Here is a 17,880-nt window from a genome sequence, read left to right as displayed (position 1 = left end):
GCGGGGCTGGAAGTGATTGGTGGACAAGGAGCGGCGGACGATCGGGAGTGTGAACACGGCTGGAACGTTAACGATCGTTTGCAGGTGCGCCTATGATCGCGACATGACGACGAACAACGAAGCAGGCGCAACCGTGGCCTGGACTCCGGTGGGAGAGTACGAGGACATCCGGTACGAGCACAGCGGTGACGGGATCGCAAAGATCACGATCTGCCGTCCCGAGGTGCGCAATGCGTTCCGGCCGCAGACGTTGATGGAGATCTCCGACGCGTTGGTCGATGCCCGGGAGGATTCCTCGATCGGTGTCATCGTGCTGACAGGGGAGGGGCCCGACGCGTTCTGCTCGGGAGGTGACCAGCGGGTGCGCGGAGACACCGGCTACCTCACCGAGCCGGGTAAGGCGGGCGGCGTGGGACGCTTCCACGTCACCGACCTGCAGATCCAGATTCGCCGACTGCCGAAGCCGGTGGTGGCCATGGTCGCCGGGTATGCGATCGGCGGCGGGCACATCCTGCATCTGGTGTGCGATCTGACAATCGCGGCGGACAACGCCCGCTTCGGCCAGGTCGGTCCCAAGGTCGGTTCCTTCGACGGCGGATACGGCGCGGGTCTGCTCGCGGAGTTGGTCGGGGTGAAGAAGGCCAAGGAGATCTGGTTCCTGTGCCGCCAGTACGACGCACGGCAGGCCCTGGAGATGGGGCTGGTCAACACCGTGGTGCCACTGGCCGACCTCGAGCGCGAAACCGTCCAGTGGTGCCGCGAGATGCTCGAGCTCTCCCCCTTCGCGCTGCGCCTCATGAAGGCCAGTTTCAATGCGTCGGAGGACGGCATGGCCGGCATCCAGCAGCTCGCCCACGATGCGAATCTGCTGTTCTACTCCACGGAAGAAGCCAGGGAGGGGCGCGAGGCGTTCAAGGCGAAGCGCCGTCCGGAGTTCGATAAGTTCCCGCGCCGGCCCTGACCTTCCATTTCGGTCCAACAATTAGTATGGTTGGGTCATTGCTGGTTCGAACAGGATGGTGTGCATGTCGGAAACCGCTACGCCCGCAGTCACATGGAGTGACGCCGCTGCCGGCGTCATGACGATCACGCTCCAGCGTAGGCCCGCGAACGCCCTGGGCCTGCCGATCATCGACGGCCTGAACGCGGCGCTGGACGCCGCCGATGCCGACGGTTCGGTGAAGGTGATCGTCGTCCGATCGGATATCCCCGGCTTCTTCGCTGCAGGGGCGGACATCAAGCACATGTCGTCGGTGGATGCAGAGTCATTTACCGCCTACGGCGATCGGCTCCGCGGGGCGCTCGACCGGCTCGCGTCGGCCGACCGGATCACGATCGCCGCGGTGGACGGTCTCGCGCTCGGGGGTGGCCTCGAGCTCGCGATGGCCTGCACCCTGCGGGTCGGCGGGGCGGACGCGAAGTTCGGGCTTCCCGAGGTCAAGCTCGGTCTCATCCCGGGAGCCGGTGGTACCCAACGTCTCCCGCGTCTTGTGGGCCGTGGTCGTGCGCTCGACATCATGCTGACCGCCCGCCAGGTCCGCGCCGACGAGGCACACGCGATCGGGCTGATCGACCGGCTCGTCGCGGCCGGCGGCGCGACGGAGGCGGCGCTCGCCCTCGCGGCCGAGCTGTGCACGATGTCGCTGCCCGCGCAGCGCGCCGTCATCCGGACGGTCGACGCCGCGTTCGACACGCCGCTCGACGAGGGCTTCCGCTTCGAGGTCGCCCAGGAGCAGGACCTGTTCGAGAGCGGGGAGGCGAAGGAGGGCATCACCGCGTTCCTCGAGAAGCGCGCCCCGCGCTTCTCCTGAGCGCCGTGTCGTCCGGATCCGCCGGGCGGGGAGCGGTCGCGCTCGCCCTGTCGCTGGTCTACCTGATCTGGGGATCGATCTACCTCGCGATCCGCCTGGTCATCGAGGAGGTGCCGCCCCTCGGCTCGATGGGTGCGCGATTCCTTCTTGCCGCCCTGCTGATGGCCGTATTTCTCGCCGTGCGCCGCGGCTGGAGGCGGCTGCTCGTCACCCGGCGTGAGGCCGGCGGTGCCGCGTTCCTCGGGGTCCTGCTCCTCGCGTGTGGAAACGGCCTGACGTCGGTCGGCCAGTTGCACGGCGTGCCCTCCGGAGTGACGGCGCTTCTCGTCGCGATGGTGCCCGTGTGGATCTGCATCTACCGTGCCGTGTCCGGCGACCGCCCGCGAGCGCTCGAGCTGGCCGGGGTGGGGGTGGGCCTCATCGGCCTGGCCGTGCTGGTGCTGCCGACCGGCGGTGACCGTTCGAGCCTCCCGCTGGTCGGCGCGGCGGTCATCGTGCTGTCGAGCCTGTCGTGGTCGTTCGGCTCCTGGATCAAGCCGAGGCTCTGGCTGCCGCAGGACGTGTACGTGGGCGCGACGTATCAACTCCTGGCGGCCGGTGCGGCGATGATGCTGGCGTCGGTGGTCACCCGCGAGCGTTTCGGGGGCGAGATCGGACTGCGGGCCTGGGGCGCGTTCGGCTATCTCGTGATCTTCGGCTCGGTCGTCGGATTCACTGCATACGCGTGGTTGCTGCACCATGCACCGCTGTCGCTGGTGGCGACCCACACGTACGTGAACCCCGTGGTGGCCGTCGCTCTCGGGTCCGTCGTCCTGTCCGAGCCGGTCACTCCTGCGCTGGTCGTCGGTGGCGTCGTGGTCCTGATGTCCGTCGTGTTGGTGGTGAGTGCGCAGGCTCGGCTTCGACGTGGGCGCGCTGCCGACCGCTCGGGGGAGACGAGCATGGTCCGCGACTGAACCGGAGCATTCCTGTGTTCTGGGAGCCTTCCCTGAACCACAAGAAGGTATTATTATCAGACCAAATTCGGGAAGGTGCAGCAATGACGCAGAACGACACGAAACGCTCGTTCACGGGTCCGCTGTCGGGTCTGAAGGTGGTCGAAATCGGTTCGATCGGCCCGGGGCCGTTCTGTGCCATGCTGCTGGCCGATCTCGGTGCGGACGTGGTGCGGGTCGACCGTGCCACCGGCGCAGGGTTGGTCGGGCCGAATGCAGATTTCCGCACCGAACTGCTGCACCGGGGACGCCGTTCGCTTGCCGTCGATCTCAAGCACCCGGACGGAGCGGAGGTGGTGCTGTCGCTCGTGGCGGACGCCGACGTCCTGATCGAGGGCTTCCGCCCCGGCGTCACCGAGCGGCTCGGGGTCGGACCGGACGACTGTGCCCAGCGCAATCCGCGGTTGATCTACGGTCGCATGACGGGCTTCGGGCAGGACGGCCCTCTCGCGCAGCACGTCGGTCACGACATCAACTACGTGGCACTCAGTGGTGTCCTGTCGCTGATCGGACGCCACGGTCAGCCGCCCACCCCGCCGCTCAGCCTGGTCGGTGATTTCGGTGGTGGCGGAATGCTTCTCGCCTTGGGAGTGCTGTCTGCGCTCTTCGAGAGGCAGCGCTCAGGCATCGGGCAGGTGATCGACGCCTCGATGGTGGAAGGGGCCGCCCTCCTTGCGACGCCGTTCTTCGGCTTCGCGCAGAGCGGGTCGTGGAACCGTGAACGCGGCACGAACCTCGTCGACAGCGGCGCACCCTTCTACGACGCCTACGAGACCGCCGACGGCAAATGGCTCTCGGTCGGCGCGCTCGAACCGCACTTCTACGCCGACCTCGTAGCCCTGCTGGGCCTGCCCGACGATCTGCCGGATCAGAACGACCGCGCGCAATGGCCGCAGATGAAGAAGGTGTTCGCCGACGCCGTACGGGGCCGCACCCTCGCGGAGTGGCTCGACGCGGCCGAAGGGCACACGCCGTGCATCGCCCCGGTTCTCGACGTCGACGAGGCGCCGTCGCATCCCCACCATGTCGCCCGCGGGACCTTCGTCGAGGTCGACGGACTCGTCCAGCCGGCCCCCGCTCCCCGGTTCAGCCGCTCGGCGGCGGCGGTGGACCGCCGTCCGCCGAGTCCGGGGGAGCACACCACCGAGATTCTGACCGACTGGGGAATCGACTCCGACCGCACCGACCAATGGCTGCGTTCGGGCGCGGTACGACAAACCCCCGCCGAAGCCTGACCGATCACACGAACTCACGGCGCCCACCTGGAACCGCCGGACCGAAGAAGGAGTGAACCCGTGACCGAGCCCACGACATGGGAAACGTTCACGCTCGAGCGACCCGAACCCGGGATCGCCGTCGTGACGTTGAACCGTCCCGAACGAATGAACTCGATGACGAACACGATGTTCGTCGAACTCGAGAAAGTGGCGTTGCAACTCGATCGCGAGGACGACCTGCGTGTGGTGATCCTCACCGGCGCCGGCAAGGCGTTCTGCGGCGGGTTCGATCTCGACGACGCCGAAGGGCTGTCGTCGTTGACGCCGATGGGGATGCTCGATCAGCAGGAGCTGGCGGCGCGGGCGCTCTCGGCGATCCGGAGCATCCGCGTTCCGGTGATCGCGGCGGTCAACGGCGCGGCGGCCGGTGGAGGACTGTCCCTGTCCCTGGCTGCCGACATCCGGATCGGCTCGCCGGCCGCGCGGTTCAACGCGGCGTTCGTGCGAATCGGCCTCTCGGCCGGGGACCTGGGCGCCTCCTGGCACCTCACCCGGTTGATCGGCCCGGCGCGGGCCGCGGAGTTCGCGTACACGGGCCGATTCATCGAGGCCGTCGAAGCGGAGTCGCTCGGGCTGCTGAACGCGGTGGTGCCCGCCGAGTCGCTGCTCACCGAGGCGCTCGCGATGGCGCGCCTCATCTGCGCGAACTCGCCTGCCGGCGTGCAGCTGTCGAAACGCGCACTGCACGCGAACATGGAGGTGTCGTCCTACGCCGCGGCGCTCGAACTGGAGAACCGCGGCCAGGCGCTGCTCACCCGCGGTGAGGACATGCCCGAAGCGCTGGCCGCGTTCAAGGACAAGCGCACCCCGAAGTTCACGGGCCGGTGATCGACATGACGCAGATGGACACGCGAGAAAATACGTCCGTGCTGAGCAACTACGAGCCACCCCGGCTCGAGACCCTCACCCTCGAGGCGCTCGAGGACAAGATCGCCGTTCTCACGATCAACCGGCCCGACCGGATGAACTCGATGGTCGTGAAGATGTTCGAAGAGTTCAACACCGCCGCATACGCATTGCGCGACACCGACGCGCGGGCGCTGATCATCCGCGGTGCGGGAGATCGGGTGTTCTGCGCCGGGTTCGACCTCGACGAGATCAGTGTGATCACCGAAATGGGCGTGCGCGAATTCCTGAAGTTCCAGGAGACCGCGACCGGGGGCCTTGCTGCGCTGCGGCATCTGCCGTTCCCGGTGATCGCGGCGATCCACGGTGCTGCCTCCGGCGGCGGTATGTCGCTCGCCCTCGCCGCCGACATCCGGCTGGTCGCCCCGACCGCGAAGTTCAACGCGGCCTTCGTCAAGGTGGGGTTGTCCGTCGGGGAACTCGGCACCTCCTGGCAACTGACCCGCCTCGTCGGGCCGGGCCGGGCGGCCGAGATCGCGTACACGGCACGCTTCGTCGGCGCCGAGGAGGCGGTCCGGATCGGGCTGGCGAACCGGGTGGTGCCGAGCGAGAACCTCTTCGACGAGGCCGTCGCACTGGCCGAGACGATCGCGACGAATTCCCCCGGCGGGATCCGGATGTCGAAGCGCGCGTTGCAGCGGAACCAGGAAGTGACGTCGTACGCGGCGGCGCTCGAGTTGGAGAACCGGGGACAGGCGCTACTGACCCGATGCGCCGACATGCCGGAAGCGCTGGCCGCATTCAAGCAGAAGCGAGCTCCGCGTTTCACCGGGGCGTAGACGTCGACGAACGACTGCGTGCAGGATCGGGGCCGGGCGGCGCGCGCCGGCGGCACAATCTGATGGAGGCGAGCATATGACCTGGGAATGGACTCCCGACACCCTCGGCGCGCTGGAACGATTTCTGCGTGAGCGGGGCATCACCGATGGGCCGCTGACAACGTCGCGTATCGGTGACGGGCATTCCAATCTGACGTACCTGGTGTCCGACGGGGTACGTCGGGTGATTGTTCGTCGACCGCCGCCGCCGCCCGTCCCGCCGGGTGCCCACGACATGCTGCGGGAGGCTCGGCTCGTCGGTGCACTCGCCGGCAGTGGCGTGCCGGTGGCGGCCGTGCTTGCCGTCGGGCAGACCGGCGACGTGCTCGACGTCCCGTTCTACGTGATGGACTACGTCGCCGGCCCGGTGGTCACCACCGAGACTCCGGCGGCACTGAGTGCGCCGGCCGACCGTCGCCGGATCGGTGAGGCGCTGATCGACACCCTCGCGGCACTACACGCGGTGGACTGGCGGGCCGCCGGCCTCGGTGACCTCGGCCGGCCGGACGGTTTCAACGAGCGTCACCTGCGCCGCATGGGCCGGTTGGTGGCGGCCGAGGACGGGACGCCGCCGCCGGAGTTCGCGGAGATCGATGCGTGGCTCGCCGCCCACGTTCCCGCCGAGTCCGGTGCGGCGATCATCCACAACGACTACCGCATCGGCAACGTCATCCTTGCTCCTGAACCGCCGGGACATATTGCGGCGGTGCTGGACTGGGAGCTTGCGACGATCGGCGACCCGCTGTTCGATCTGGGGTACTTCCTCGCGTCGTATCCCGTCGAAGGACAGGACCGCACGCCGACCGAAGATCTCGGTGTGGCGGTCCTCGAGGACGGCTACCCGACGCGCGACGAACTCGCCCAGCGGTATGCGGCTGCCACCGGCGCGGACCTGTCGAACCTCGACTGGTACACGGCACTGGCCCTGTGGAAGCTGGCGGTGCTGTACGAGTACGGGCGGCGGCGGGCCGTCGCCGGCGTCGGGGATCAGTACTACCGCGACGGTGCCTTGGTGCGTGCCTTTCTCGACGCCGCCCGCCGGGCGGCGGGCCTGACAGCAGCCGGCGTCTGATCGGTCCGGCACCGGCCGGGCGCCGACCCGATGGTCCCTACTCGACGCCCGCAATCTCACGCCAGCGAGCGTGTGCTGCCGGTGTCCACTCGGTACGCAGGTCGCGTAGTCGCTTCGCCGTCCGCAGTCCGGCCCAGTCCGGCAGCAGGACCTCGGGCAGTCGTGGGTCCAGATAGGGCATCCGGCGCAGGGAATCGGCCAACTGCAGGTGGGTGAGGAGCAACTCGTCGTCCGAGGCGAATCCGCGCACGTCGAACCGGGCGAGCAACTCGTCGTAGACCTTCTCGGCTTCGTCGAGATCCCAGGACCGCCGGACGAGTTCGGCCTCGGTGATGCCCGGTTGGCCGATCGGGCCGACGAAGGTGACAGTGTTGTCGGCCAACCCCAGGGACTCGATCGTCCTGGCCGCCTCCGCGGCGCGATCGACGTGGGGGGTCACCCAGACGCCGGGGGTCGGGTTTCCGAAGCCGGCCCACCGCAATGCCGCATACAGTTTCTTCCGGCTCGAGCGGTGCGATTCGGGAACCGGGACGTTGATCACCAGCCAACGGCCGTCCCACTGGGTGACGTCGACATCGGGGGGAAAGACACGCATGTCGCCTTCGGCGAACAGTCGGTGCGCTTCGTCGGTCAGGTGCCACAGGGTCTCCCGACCGACCCGTTCGGCGGCGATCAACCCGGTCGATCCCGTGCGGGCCAGAGCCTGCCGTGCCGCGGGCTCACCGAACCCGAGTCCCTTCAGGACGTAGAGCAGTGCCGCGGTACGAACCGGTCGGCCGTATGGTTCGACCAACTCACCGAGCACCGTCACCAGCACGGATCGGGCGCTGCGGGCGGGGGTTGCGTCCTTGTCGGATACGGACCCGATGTCGGGATCAGTCATGGGTCCATCGTCGCGCAGGCGGTCGCAGCCACGCCACACCCCCCGGGCGCCGGCGGTGCGGGGGCGGTGGGCTGGCGCTCGTCAGTGCGCACCGCGGACGACACCCCAGTCGCGCAGGACGGCGTCGGTGTCGGCGCCGGGCACGCGAGGCGCCGAGTACGTGGCCGGCGCCGCGTTCGCGAAGCGTGGCGATGCCGCCGGCTGGCGCTGCCCGAACGATTCGACGACTGTCCCGCGTGCGGCGATGTGCGGGTGCGCCGCGACCTCGTCGAGGGCGAGCACCGGCGTGAAGCACGCGTCGAGGGGGGCGAAGTGTTCCACCCATCGGTCGCGATCGCGGCCGCGGAAGATCTCGGCGAACCGGGTGCGCACACTGGGCCAGGCCGCTCGATCGTATTGATCCGGAAGGTCCGCCGGGTCGAGTCCGAGGCCCGTGAGTAGTTGCGCGTAGAACGCCGGCTCGACCGCGCCGACTGCGACGTACCGTCCGTCGGCGCATTCGTAGGTGTCGTAGAACGGGGCCGCGCCGTCGACGACGTTGGTTCCCCGGTCGGCGGACCATAGGCCGTTTTCGGTCAGCGTCCAGTACATCGTCATCAGCGTGCTGACGCCGTCGACCATCGCGACGTCGACGACGTCACCCTGCCCGGACCGCTCCCGCGCATAGAGCGCGCCGAGGATGCCGGTGATCGCCAGCATCGAGCCTCCCCCCAGGTCGGCGACCAGGTTGAGCGGCGCCAGCGGGCGTTCGCCTTTCCGTCCGATCGCGTTCAACGCTCCGGTGAGGGCGAGGTAGTTGATGTCGTGCCCCGCGTAGGGAGCCAGTGGACCGTCCTGTCCCCATCCGGTGATCCGGGCGTAGACGAGTCGGGGATTGCGTGCCCGGCACACGTCGGGGCCGATGCCGAGGCGTTCCGCCGCGCCGGGTCGGTAGCCCTCGACGAGCACATCCGCATTGTCGACGAGACTCAGCACGCGCTGCAGATCGTCGGGATCTTTCAGATCGGCGCGGACCGAGCGGCGGTTGCGCAGCCCGGCGTCCTGCTCCACGGGCAGGAGCTGGCTCACCCCGCCCGGACGTTCGATCCGCACGACGTCCGCCCCGAGATCGGCCAGCAGCATCGCGGCATGGGGGGACGGGCCGATCCCGGCCAGCTCGACCACCCGCAGCCCGTCGAGTACACGCGTCATCTTCTACCTCCGAACGGCACCAATGTTTGACAACTCTGGATACTAACTATCAAATTAAGTATTATCTAGTTCGACGCCGCAGCGAAACACCGACTTGTCGCTGCCGGCATCCATCGACGAATCCGAGGGCGAAACGTGAACAGACTCAGTCCAGAACTGATGGCGACGCTGCGCACCGCGGCCGACGATCCCGTCGCCTACGCGCAGAGATGGAAGGCGACCCATGGCCGCCGCGTGATCGGATCTTTCCCGATGAACTTTCCGTCCGAACTCGTGCACGCCGCAGGCGCCCTTCCGGTGCTCATCCAGGAGAACCGCACCCCGGTCACCGAAGGCCGCAACCTGCTCGCCGAGTTCTACTGCGGCTACACCCGCAGTGTTGCCGACCAGGCGGCGCTCGGTCAGCTCGACCTCTTCGACGCCTTCGTGGCGGCGGACCACTGCGTGCAATTGCTCGGCGCGGTGGACGTGATCCGATGGGCGCGACCCGAGAAGCCTGTGCATTTCGCCCAGCTCACCAGCGCCATGGACGATGCGTGGACCGGGCCGCGGGTGGCGGGTCGCATCAGCGACCTCGCGACCGAGATCGAAACGGTCCTGGGGGTTTCAATTACGTCCGACACCTTGACGGCCAGCATTCGGATGTTCAACGCGAACCGGCGTCTGCTGCGCGAGTTCTACGAGCTGCGTCGCTCGGGCCGACTCCGCATCACTGCGAGCGAAATGCAAGTGCTGGTGAAGTCGAGCATGGTGATGGACATCGCCGAACACACCGCTGCCCTCGAGCGTCTTCTCGACGGGATCGACCCGGCTGCCGAAGCGCAGGACGACGTGGTCAGGCTCTACCTGTCCGGCCACTTCTGCCACGCCCCGCGGCCCGAACTCCTGGACGTGATCGAGGAGGCGGGGGTGATCGTGGTCGACGACGACCTGTACACCGGATACCGCTACATCTCCACCGATGTGCCCGAGAACGGAGATCCGTTCCAGGCGCTGTCGAGCTGGTATCTGGAGCGAAATCTCAACGCCCCATGCCCCACCCGAGTGACCACCCAGGTCGACTGGGATCGATATCTGATCGACGAACTCGCCCGTAGCAACGCGAACGGCGTGGTCGTGATGATGGCGAAGTTCTGTGAACCTCACATGCTCTACTACCCGGAGCTTCGGAAAGCGCTGGAGGGTAACCGAACACCCGTGCTCCTCATCGAAACCGAACACGAGGGCAATCCTGTGGAAACGCTCCGGACCAGGGTCGAGACCTTCGTGGAGCGAATCCGCCGGCAGCACGTGCCGGTGCCGTCCTGAAACCTGCTCGACCACCCGAGGGAGATCGTGATGACCATTGCACAACCGCGCAAGGAAAAAGCCCACCGCCTGTCCAGTACCCGCGCCGGCGGGAAGCTGGTCGCCGACTACTGGGAGAACATCTTCACCGCAAAGGAGCGCGGTAAGCACGTCGTCTGGTACAACGGCGCCGCGTTGAACCCGCTCTTTCAGGCGGCCGGCCTCGAATGGTGCCACGGTGAGGCCTTCGCTGCACGACTGGCCGCCCAGCATCTCGAGGGTCCGGCCCAGGCTGCCGGGGCCGAATACGGCTACATCAACGAGCTGTGCTCGTACGCCCGGACGCACCTCGGATGCGCCGTGCTGACGCACCAGAACACCAACCGGAACGAGACCGGCGTCGTGGGCCTGACCGACCAGCAGGAGCTCGCGAGCAAGCTGCCGGCACCGGACTTCTTCGTGAACGGATATGCCGGCTGCAGCACCGGACAGCAGTGGGACGCCATGACGTACCGGGTGTTCGATCGCAAGTTGCCCTTGTTCAACGTCTCGATTCCGATGCTGTGGGGCAACAAGCCCGACGCGGGATACATGCGGGGGGAGGAGTGGGTCGAGGTCGGCAAGTACGTCGAGGGTCAACTCCGTGAGCTGGTCGACTTCCTGGAGTACCAGACCGGCCGGCCGTTCGACTGGGATGCGCTCAGCGAGAGCATGTCGTACATCAAGCGGGCTTCGGAATTGCGCCTCGAAGGGATGGAACTTTGCCGGCAGGCGCCGACCCCGGCGACCTACTGGGACTGGGTGGCGAGCATCGCGCCGATCAACTTCCTGCCCGGCAACCAGGATCTCGTGGACTACTTCGCCGGGGTGAAGGCCGAGATCGAACAGCGGATCGCCGACGGTGTCAGCGCCGTCGAGAACGAGCGCTACCGGGTCTACTTCGACGGAATCATGAACTGGAACAAACTCGGGTTCCTGACCCGGAAGTTCGCCGAGTACGACGTGGCCGTGGTGGCCGGCCGGTACACCCACGAATCCTTTTGGCAGGAACCACAACTCATCGACGTCGACAATCCGCTGCTCGGTATGGCGCAACACTACCTGCTCTGTCCGCTCAACCATGGGCTGAAGAACCTGCAGGAACTGTTGCTGCGTCGTCTCGACGAATATGCGATCGACGGCATCGCCTTCCACTCCACCCGGACCTGCCGGGCGATGACCAACCCGCAGTCCATGCTCGCCCGGGCTGCCGAGGCCGAGCGTGGAGTCAAGTCGTTCGTCTTCGAAGGGGACGTTGCCGACGCATCGTTCTACAACGACGAGTTGTTCGACAGCCGACTCGAAGCGATGCTGGAGGCGATCGATGTGCAGCGGATGAGGTCCGCGGTCTAGCGCGACACCGTACCGGGAAGAGACGAGTGCGATGAGTACCGACAAGTGGTTCGTTATGGGCGTCGATCTGGGATCGACGACAGCGAAGGCTGCCGTCGTCGATCAGGACGGTGCGTTGTGCGGGACGGATGTCGTGCAGATGGGCGCTGTGAGCCGTGAAGCAGTCGCCCGTGCGATCGAGGGCGCCTCGGTCGCGGCGGGAGTGCCACGCGAGGTCATTCGGCGGACCGTGAGCACCGGGTACGGCCGCCGGTTGGTTCCGGGCGCCGACCGCACCTTCACCGAGATCACCTGCCATGCGCGCGGCGCGGCGGCCCTGCGTCCGGGGGTTCGGCTCGTCATCGACATCGGCGGCCAGGACAGCAAGGCGATCATCGTCGACGACGACGGACTGGTGGAACGTTTCGCCATGAACGACCGTTGCGCGAGCGGAACGGGTCGGTTCTTCGATGTCCTGGCCCGCGCGCTCGAGGTCGACATCGATGCGGTAGGGGATCTCGCGCTCGCCGGTGCGCACGGCCTCGAGGTCAGCAGTATGTGTGCCACCTTCGCCGAAACCGAGGTGATTTCCCTGCTCGCCCAGGGGCAGGACAAGGCCGACATCGCCGCGTCCGTGCACCGTGCCGTCGCGGCGCGCACCCTGGGTCTGGTCGGCCAGGTCGGCAGGGCGACACCTGCGGTGATGACCGGCGGGGTGGCCAAGAACCCGGCTGCGATCCGCTATGTATCGCAGGCGTTGAGACATCCGATCGAGGTGCTCGACCAGCCACAGATCGCCGGGGCCTACGGCGCGGGGCTGCTTGCGCGCGACGAGTATCGCGGTGCCCGAAAGGTTCTGTCCGCGCGTGATGCCGCGACGGAGACGAACATGGCATCGCGGAGCTCGGGCGGTGGTCGGCACTGTGCGAGCTGCGACGGTGTCCTGGACGGTAATCATGCGCATGCCGGCGGACCGGTGATGCTCGAGCTGCGGAGGAACGAGTGATGATGAGAGAACCGAGTGAGTTCCGGGTGCCGGTACCGGCCGAGTCGACGATCTACATCGTCGGGGGGACGAGTGGTGTCGGGCTCGAGGTGGCGCGCCGGTTCGTGCGTGCGGGCGCCCAGCGGATCGGTCTGGTCGGGCGCAACGTCGAACGTGGCGAGAAAGCGGCACAGCACATTCGGACCCTCGCGCCTGGCGTGTGGTGTCTGTTCGCTGCGGCCGACGTGAATGTTCCGGGGGAGGCCGTGCGGGTTGTGGCGGAACTTGCGGATTCGCTGGGTGCCGCCGACATCCTCGTCAACAGCACGACAGGGTCGTTCAATCCGCGACTGTTCCACGAGATGGACCCCGAGGACATCCCGGGGGTGCTGTTGAACCAGGCTCTCGGCCCGATCAACATGTGTCGAGCCGTCCTGCCCGCGATGCGACAGCAGCGCGGCGGGGTGATTGTGAACATCGCCTCCGATGCGGCGAAGCACCCGACGCCGGGCGAGAGCGTGATCGGTGCGGCCATGGCAGCAATCGTCATGTTCTCCAAAACCCTTGCAATGGAGGCCAAGAGGGACGGCATCCGAGTCAATTCCGTGACACCGTCGCTCATCCGCGATACCGGCGGCTTCGATCGCGTCATGTCCGAGCCCTTCAGTGCGAAGCTGTTCGAGAAGGCGAGTCGGCTGGCGTCGTTGGGGGTGGCGGAGCCGGGCGATGTCGCCGACCTCGTGCTGTTCCTCTGCGGTACGCAGGCGCGGCGGATCACCGGGCAGGTGGTCAGCCCGAACGGGGGGATTTCCGCGGGATAGCTGCCGCAGCGAGAAGCCGGTCGAGGTGGGGACCTTGGCCGGCTTCACGTGTCTCGGGGGCGAAATCGGATGAGGCTCTGACCCAAAATATTTGACAGATATGTAGCGGAAGGCATCTGATCGGTACTATGTTGGGTGTGACCGCGACAACATCTCGGGAGGCCCGGTCCAGGGCGCCGATCGGTCCCTGCAGCCTTCCCTTCCTTCATCCCGCACAGCCGAAAGCAGGAACACGCCATGTCGCTACAGATGTCCTACTGGCCGGCGTCCACGAGCTCGGGCATTCGAGACATCACGTTCAGTGATCTTCTTCGGGAGGTAGCCGCGACCACTCCCGACCGCGTCGCGCTCGTCGACGGCGTTGCCGACCCGGCGGACCGGAGAAAATGGACCTACCGCCAGTTGCTCGCCGACACCGAATCGACCGCCCGCGCGTTGCTCACGCACTTCTCCCCGGGCGATCGGATCGCGGTGTGGGCGCCCAACAGTGCCGACTGGGTGATCCTGCACCAGGCGATCGCGATGGCAGGCATGGTGCTGGTCGGCATCAATCCGGCGTATCGCGCACATGAGCTCGAATACATCCTGCGGCAGTCCAAGGCAGCCGGTCTGTTCTTCCGCGAGTCCTATCGCGGGGCGGATCTGTCCGCGATTCTGGACCAGGTCCGGCCCACTGTTCCGGGACTGCACACCGTGGTGTCCGGCAGCGAGTGGGCCGAGTTCGTGCGTACTGGCGATCCGAACGCGCAGTTCCCGGCCGTCTCGCCGACGGACGCAGTGCAACTACAGTACACCTCGGGCACCACCGGCTTCCCGAAAGGCGCACTGCTGCACCACAAAGGCCTTGTCAACGAGGCTGCGTTCGTATTCGAGCGGGCCGGCCGGACGGACCCGCTGGTCTGTGTCAACGCCATGCCGATGTACCACATCGGGGGCGGTGGCGTCACCGAGCTCGGCACGTTCGCCGTCCACGGAACCTACGTGATCTTGCCGGCCTTCGAGCCGGCCGCGATGCTCGAAATGATCGAGACCTACCGGGGCACCCACTCGTTGATGGTGCCCACGATGCTCATCGCCCTGCTCGACCATCCGGACCGGCACACGCGTGACCTGTCGAGCATCCACACCGTCATGTCCGGCGCGGCGGCAGTACCCGAGGCGCTCGTCGAACGGGTGACCCAGGACCTCCACTGCAACTTCACGATCCTGTTCGGCCAGAGCGAGATGCACGGGGTGATCAGCCAGACGCGGATCACGGACGATGTCGTCGACCAGGCGACCACGGTGGGACAGCCGCTGCCGGAGCTCGAGGTCAAGATCGTCGATCCGTTCTCCGACGAGATCGTTCCCGCCGGTGAGCAGGGCGAGGTCTGCTGTCGCGGCTACCAGGTGATGCTCGGGTACTCGGACATGCCCGACGAGACCGCCGCCACCATCGATGCGGACGGATGGCTGCGCATGGGCGATCTGGGTGTGATGGACAGCCGCGGCTTCCTCCAGATCACCGGTCGTCTCAAGGAGATGATCATCCGGGGCGGCCTCAACATCTATCCCCGCGAGATCGAGGAACTGCTCTACCGGCATCCCGACGTCGCCGAGGTAGCGATCATCGGTGTGCCGGACGAGAAATGGGGCGAACAGATCGGCGCCGTCGTGCGGGTGAAGGACCCCGACTCGCCCCCCAGCGCGGCCGAGCTGAAGTCCTGGGTCCGCGAACGACTCGCCGCACACAAGACACCCGCCCTGTGGTACTTCACCCGGTCCCTTCCCATGACCCCGTCGGGCAAGATCCAGAAGTTCCGTGTGCAGGAACAGATCGCCGCCGGGACGCTGATCGCGGCACCGATGACCGACGGCGACGCGGCCGAGCAGTCCTCGGCCGATCTGGTGTCGTGACGACGTCCGCCGCGGCCGAGGACCGAACCGTGACCGGCGGAAGGACCACCCGTTGACCCAGTTGCTGAACTCCGATGCGCGCGGGATCCGTGACGCGGTGCGGGATTACGCGGCGAAACGCCTGGCACCCGGGTATCTCGAGCGCGCGAAGTCCTCCACGTTCCCGTGGGATCTGCATCGCGAGATCGCCGGCCTGGGGCTCTACGGCCTGCTCGCAGGGGAGGGATACAACCCTCTCGAGCGGGAGGACTTCGTTGCGGCCGGCGTCGCCGTCGAGGAACTCGCCTACGCGGACTTCAACGTCGCCAACATCACGATTCCCGTCATGCTGATGAGCACGTTGATCCGGGACCACGCATCCGAGACGATCGTCGAGAGGTGGCTGCCGCGCCTGGTGGCGGGTGAAACGTACGTCGCGTTCGGCTTGACGGAACCCGAGACCGGATCCGACGCCGCCAACATCAAGACCGTCGCGCGAGCTACCGCAGATGGGTACACCATTTCCGGCGAGAAGACGTCGGTGACCATGCTCGCCGACGCGGAAGCGATCATCCTCGCCGCACGGACGATCCGGGACGGCAAGGATGCCGGCGTGTCGACGTTCCTGGTGCCGCTCGATGCGCGTGGCATTGCCACGTCGACGGTTCCGGATACGGGATGGGGCATCCTCGGTCGCGGGGTGCTGCATCTGGACGGTGTCGAGGTGCCACCGGAGAACCTGATCGGCCTCGAAGGGCGTGCCTTCTCCCGCGTGCTGAACGGGTTCGACTTCACTCGGCCGCTGCTCGCACTGACCGGACTCGGCGCGGCCCGGGCGTCCCTCGACGAGACAGCCGAGTACGTGCGCCGGCGTACGGCGTTCGGTGCTCCGCTGGCGAAGTTCGAGGGCGTGTCGTTTCCCATGGCCGAACACCTCACCAAGGTCGAGGCGGCGCGGATGATCTGCTACGCGGCGCTCGAGAAACGCACTCTCGGTCTGCCGCACACCATCGAGGCGGCGATGGCGAAGTGGTACGGCCCGCTCGTCGCGAGCGCAGCGGTCAAGGAATGTCTCCTCCTGCACGGCAACTACGGTTACTCGCAGGAACTTCCGTTCGAGCAACGCCTGCGTGATGTGATGTCCGTCGAGATCGCCGACGGTACGGCACAGATCCAGAAGATCATCATCATGCGGGAGAAGTATGGGACCGACTTCGTTCCCTACGAGAGGCGCGGCAGCGACGCGGCCTCGTCGTGGCAGAGAGGAGCGGCACGCCCCGCGCCCGCGACACAGTGAGTTCGTCGAGTGTCCATCACCTACCGACAGGCGAAGGGAGACCCGAATGGCCGGGCCTGCCGATCTCATAGTGCGGATGCGAGATCGAGTCTGAACGTGATTCGGCCCTGGGCTACCCCTGCACCCTCAGATAGGCGCAGGGGTAGTCACGGGCTCGGCGTGTTACGCCAAGGAGGGGCGGTAGGCGTACGACGACGACCGAGACAGGGCGAATTCGAAAATGCCGTATCCGGTCTGCCCGTTCCACTCGAACGTGCAGCATCGGTCCGTCAGGGCGGAGTCGAGAGTCGTCGGTCCCGCCGTCCCGTCGAGGGGATAGACGTCGAACTCTTCGAAGTCGCGACCGCGAACCTTTCCGTGGTGTCCGCCGTAACCGCCACCGGCCATGTATCCACCGCCGGCCGAGGCGTCGGCGTCGACGCGGTAGGTCGCGCCGGCGGCGGTCACGATCTCCACGGTGCCGCTGGTCAGGTCGTTGCCTGCCGTGAACGCCAGGTGGTGCCGGACGTCGGTGATGTCGTCGAGTCGGCCGTCGTCGTGCATGACGGCGCCCTCCAGCAGGATCCGTCCGCCGTTTCGATCCTCGACGAGGAGGAATCCGAACGTGCGGTCCGGGAACTGGGCCTGGTACCAGATGTGCAGGCCCTGGCCTCCGGACATGGTGCGTACTCCGCGGGAGCGGTCCCGCAGTCCGTACCAACCGGTGACGTCGGTCGTGGTGCCGTCCAACGTGAGCGTGCCTTCGTAGCGGCCGGGCTGGAAGAGGTGGTCGAACGAGGTGACGTTTCCGTCGGTGTTTGCCACCTCCACCGATCCGAGCCAGTAGGGTGCCCGGGCGTGCCAGAGGAGGTCTAGTTCGAGTCCGGTCTTGTTCTCGTCGAGATGGATTCGCCAGGTCGTGTTGTCCTCGACGGTCTCCCACCGCAGGGGTCCGACGGACGCGGCGTCGGTGGTGTTGTGCTCGGTGGAGAAGCGGAGGTTGCGTTGTTCGGCCGTCGTGGTCAGCACCACGAAACCGTCCACGACGTTCCGCGGCGGATAGACCCCGGCGCCGAGGACGACCGAGGGTGCGGTGCTGCCGTCCGGGTGGAGGTTGAACATGAACCGGTCGAAGAATTTCTCCGGCATGTCCGGGGTGGCCCGGGTTACCAGGGCGTCGTGGAATCCGTCGGTCATCTGATGTGCGGCGCGGATACTCCCTCGTTCACGAGGGAGAGGAAGCGCCGTCCTCCTTTCGGGGGAGTGGTGGTGTCGGGCACACCTGTCGGTGGGGTCGGTTGGCGTGCCGGGC

At 67.0% G+C, this 17,880-nt stretch carries 16 protein-coding genes; 13 read left to right on the top strand and 3 right to left on the bottom strand.

What is annotated here, in order from left to right; genetic code table 11:
* Positions 1-103 precede the first annotated feature (103 nt).
* From menB to CQZ88_RS26070, 7 genes are all read left to right on the top strand, one after another.
* Positions 104-961 carry a 1,4-dihydroxy-2-naphthoyl-CoA synthase gene (gene menB / locus CQZ88_RS26100; protein ID WP_029545750.1) on the top strand — a complete coding sequence of 286 codons (858 nt, stop codon included), beginning with the start codon at positions 104-106 and terminating at the stop codon, positions 959-961.
* 64 nt (positions 962-1,025) lie between these two features.
* A complete protein-coding gene (locus CQZ88_RS26095; protein WP_006934177.1) occupies positions 1,026-1,811 on the top strand; it encodes an enoyl-CoA hydratase-related protein in 786 nt (261 codons plus the stop codon).
* A gap of 5 nt (positions 1,812-1,816) precedes the next feature.
* Positions 1,817-2,767: an EamA family transporter gene (locus CQZ88_RS26090; protein ID WP_029545748.1), complete on the top strand. Its 951-nt coding sequence runs from the start codon at positions 1,817-1,819 to the stop codon at positions 2,765-2,767.
* An 83-nt stretch (positions 2,768-2,850) separates the two neighbouring features.
* Positions 2,851-4,041, top strand: a complete 1,191-nt coding sequence (locus CQZ88_RS26085) for a CaiB/BaiF CoA-transferase family protein (protein ID WP_006934175.1) — start codon at positions 2,851-2,853, stop codon at positions 4,039-4,041.
* A 60-nt stretch (positions 4,042-4,101) separates the two neighbouring features.
* Positions 4,102-4,911, top strand: a complete 810-nt coding sequence (locus tag CQZ88_RS26080) for an enoyl-CoA hydratase/isomerase family protein (protein ID WP_006934174.1) — start codon at positions 4,102-4,104, stop codon at positions 4,909-4,911.
* A 5-nt stretch (positions 4,912-4,916) separates the two neighbouring features.
* Positions 4,917-5,768 carry an enoyl-CoA hydratase/isomerase family protein gene (locus tag CQZ88_RS26075; RefSeq protein ID WP_044475784.1) on the top strand — a complete coding sequence of 284 codons (852 nt, stop codon included), beginning with the start codon at positions 4,917-4,919 and terminating at the stop codon, positions 5,766-5,768.
* 76 nt (positions 5,769-5,844) lie between these two features.
* Entirely contained in the window at positions 5,845-6,879 is a 1,035-nt protein-coding gene (locus tag CQZ88_RS26070) for a phosphotransferase family protein (protein WP_006934172.1), read from the top strand.
* 37 nt (positions 6,880-6,916) lie between these two features.
* Here CQZ88_RS26070 and CQZ88_RS26065 read toward each other — a convergent pair whose 3' ends face one another.
* Both CQZ88_RS26065 and CQZ88_RS26060 read right to left on the bottom strand, forming a co-directional pair.
* Positions 6,917-7,762, bottom strand: coding sequence for a PaaX family transcriptional regulator C-terminal domain-containing protein (locus tag CQZ88_RS26065; RefSeq protein ID WP_006934171.1), 846 nt, complete (start codon positions 7,760-7,762; stop codon positions 6,917-6,919).
* A gap of 81 nt (positions 7,763-7,843) precedes the next feature.
* On the bottom strand, positions 7,844-8,953 hold the full coding sequence (locus tag CQZ88_RS26060) for a CaiB/BaiF CoA-transferase family protein (RefSeq protein WP_006934170.1): 1,110 nt from the start codon (positions 8,951-8,953) through the stop codon (positions 7,844-7,846).
* 159 nt (positions 8,954-9,112) lie between these two features.
* Between CQZ88_RS26060 and CQZ88_RS26055 the strand changes: the two genes are divergently transcribed.
* The 6 genes from CQZ88_RS26055 (at position 9,113) to CQZ88_RS26030 (ending at position 16,589) form a co-directional block, all read left to right on the top strand.
* Positions 9,113-10,261: a 2-hydroxyacyl-CoA dehydratase subunit D gene (locus CQZ88_RS26055; RefSeq protein WP_180987086.1), complete on the top strand. Its 1,149-nt coding sequence runs from the start codon at positions 9,113-9,115 to the stop codon at positions 10,259-10,261.
* Between the two features lie 30 nt (positions 10,262-10,291).
* Positions 10,292-11,632, top strand: a complete 1,341-nt coding sequence (locus CQZ88_RS26050) for a 2-hydroxyacyl-CoA dehydratase subunit D (RefSeq protein ID WP_029545743.1) — start codon at positions 10,292-10,294, stop codon at positions 11,630-11,632.
* Positions 11,633-11,663: 31 nt separating this feature from the next.
* Entirely contained in the window at positions 11,664-12,617 is a 954-nt protein-coding gene (locus CQZ88_RS26045; RefSeq protein ID WP_006934162.1) for an acyl-CoA dehydratase activase, read from the top strand.
* Complete coding sequence (locus tag CQZ88_RS26040) at positions 12,617-13,417, top strand: SDR family NAD(P)-dependent oxidoreductase (RefSeq protein WP_006934160.1); 801 nt, start codon at positions 12,617-12,619, stop codon at positions 13,415-13,417. The genes CQZ88_RS26045 and CQZ88_RS26040 overlap by 1 nt, the downstream gene beginning before the upstream one ends.
* 237 nt (positions 13,418-13,654) lie before the next feature.
* On the top strand, positions 13,655-15,313 hold the full coding sequence (locus tag CQZ88_RS26035) for an AMP-binding protein (protein WP_006934159.1): 1,659 nt from the start codon (positions 13,655-13,657) through the stop codon (positions 15,311-15,313).
* A gap of 52 nt (positions 15,314-15,365) precedes the next feature.
* Positions 15,366-16,589 carry an acyl-CoA dehydrogenase family protein gene (locus CQZ88_RS26030; protein WP_006934158.1) on the top strand — a complete coding sequence of 408 codons (1,224 nt, stop codon included), beginning with the start codon at positions 15,366-15,368 and terminating at the stop codon, positions 16,587-16,589.
* Positions 16,590-16,751: 162 nt separating this feature from the next.
* Here CQZ88_RS26030 and CQZ88_RS26025 read toward each other — a convergent pair whose 3' ends face one another.
* Entirely contained in the window at positions 16,752-17,765 is a 1,014-nt protein-coding gene (locus tag CQZ88_RS26025) for a hypothetical protein (protein WP_029545736.1), read from the bottom strand.
* Between the last annotated feature and the right edge of the window lie 115 nt (positions 17,766-17,880).

This window comes from Rhodococcus sp. ENV425 (assembly GCF_002887785.1).
Lineage (GTDB): Bacteria > Actinomycetota > Actinomycetes > Mycobacteriales > Mycobacteriaceae > Rhodococcus > Rhodococcus aetherivorans.
The sequence above is the reverse complement of the archived record's forward strand: the minus strand, read 5'-3'. Positions and strand labels throughout refer to the sequence as shown.

Bases quoted from the DNA above. Each gene is read 5' to 3' on its own strand.
- CQZ88_RS26095 (WP_006934177.1), top strand. From the start codon at position 1,026: ATGTCGGAAACCGCTACGCCCGCAGTCACATGGAGTGACGCCGCTGCC.
- CQZ88_RS26035 (WP_006934159.1), top strand. From the start codon at position 13,655: ATGTCGCTACAGATGTCCTACTGGCCGGCGTCCACGAGCTCGGGCATT.
- CQZ88_RS26045 (WP_006934162.1), top strand. From the start codon at position 11,664: ATGAGTACCGACAAGTGGTTCGTTATGGGCGTCGATCTGGGATCGACG.
- CQZ88_RS26040 (WP_006934160.1), top strand. From the start codon at position 12,617: ATGATGAGAGAACCGAGTGAGTTCCGGGTGCCGGTACCGGCCGAGTCG.
- CQZ88_RS26060 (WP_006934170.1), bottom strand. From the start codon at position 8,953: ATGACGCGTGTACTCGACGGGCTGCGGGTGGTCGAGCTGGCCGGGATC.
- CQZ88_RS26075 (WP_044475784.1), top strand. From the start codon at position 4,917: ATGACGCAGATGGACACGCGAGAAAATACGTCCGTGCTGAGCAACTAC.
- CQZ88_RS26085 (WP_006934175.1), top strand. From the start codon at position 2,851: ATGACGCAGAACGACACGAAACGCTCGTTCACGGGTCCGCTGTCGGGT.
- CQZ88_RS26055 (WP_180987086.1), top strand. From the start codon at position 9,113: ATGGCGACGCTGCGCACCGCGGCCGACGATCCCGTCGCCTACGCGCAG.
- CQZ88_RS26050 (WP_029545743.1), top strand. From the start codon at position 10,292: ATGACCATTGCACAACCGCGCAAGGAAAAAGCCCACCGCCTGTCCAGT.
- CQZ88_RS26065 (WP_006934171.1), bottom strand. From the start codon at position 7,762: ATGACTGATCCCGACATCGGGTCCGTATCCGACAAGGACGCAACCCCC.
- CQZ88_RS26025 (WP_029545736.1), bottom strand. From the start codon at position 17,765: ATGACCGACGGATTCCACGACGCCCTGGTAACCCGGGCCACCCCGGAC.
- menB (WP_029545750.1), top strand. From the start codon at position 104: ATGACGACGAACAACGAAGCAGGCGCAACCGTGGCCTGGACTCCGGTG.
- CQZ88_RS26070 (WP_006934172.1), top strand. From the start codon at position 5,845: ATGACCTGGGAATGGACTCCCGACACCCTCGGCGCGCTGGAACGATTT.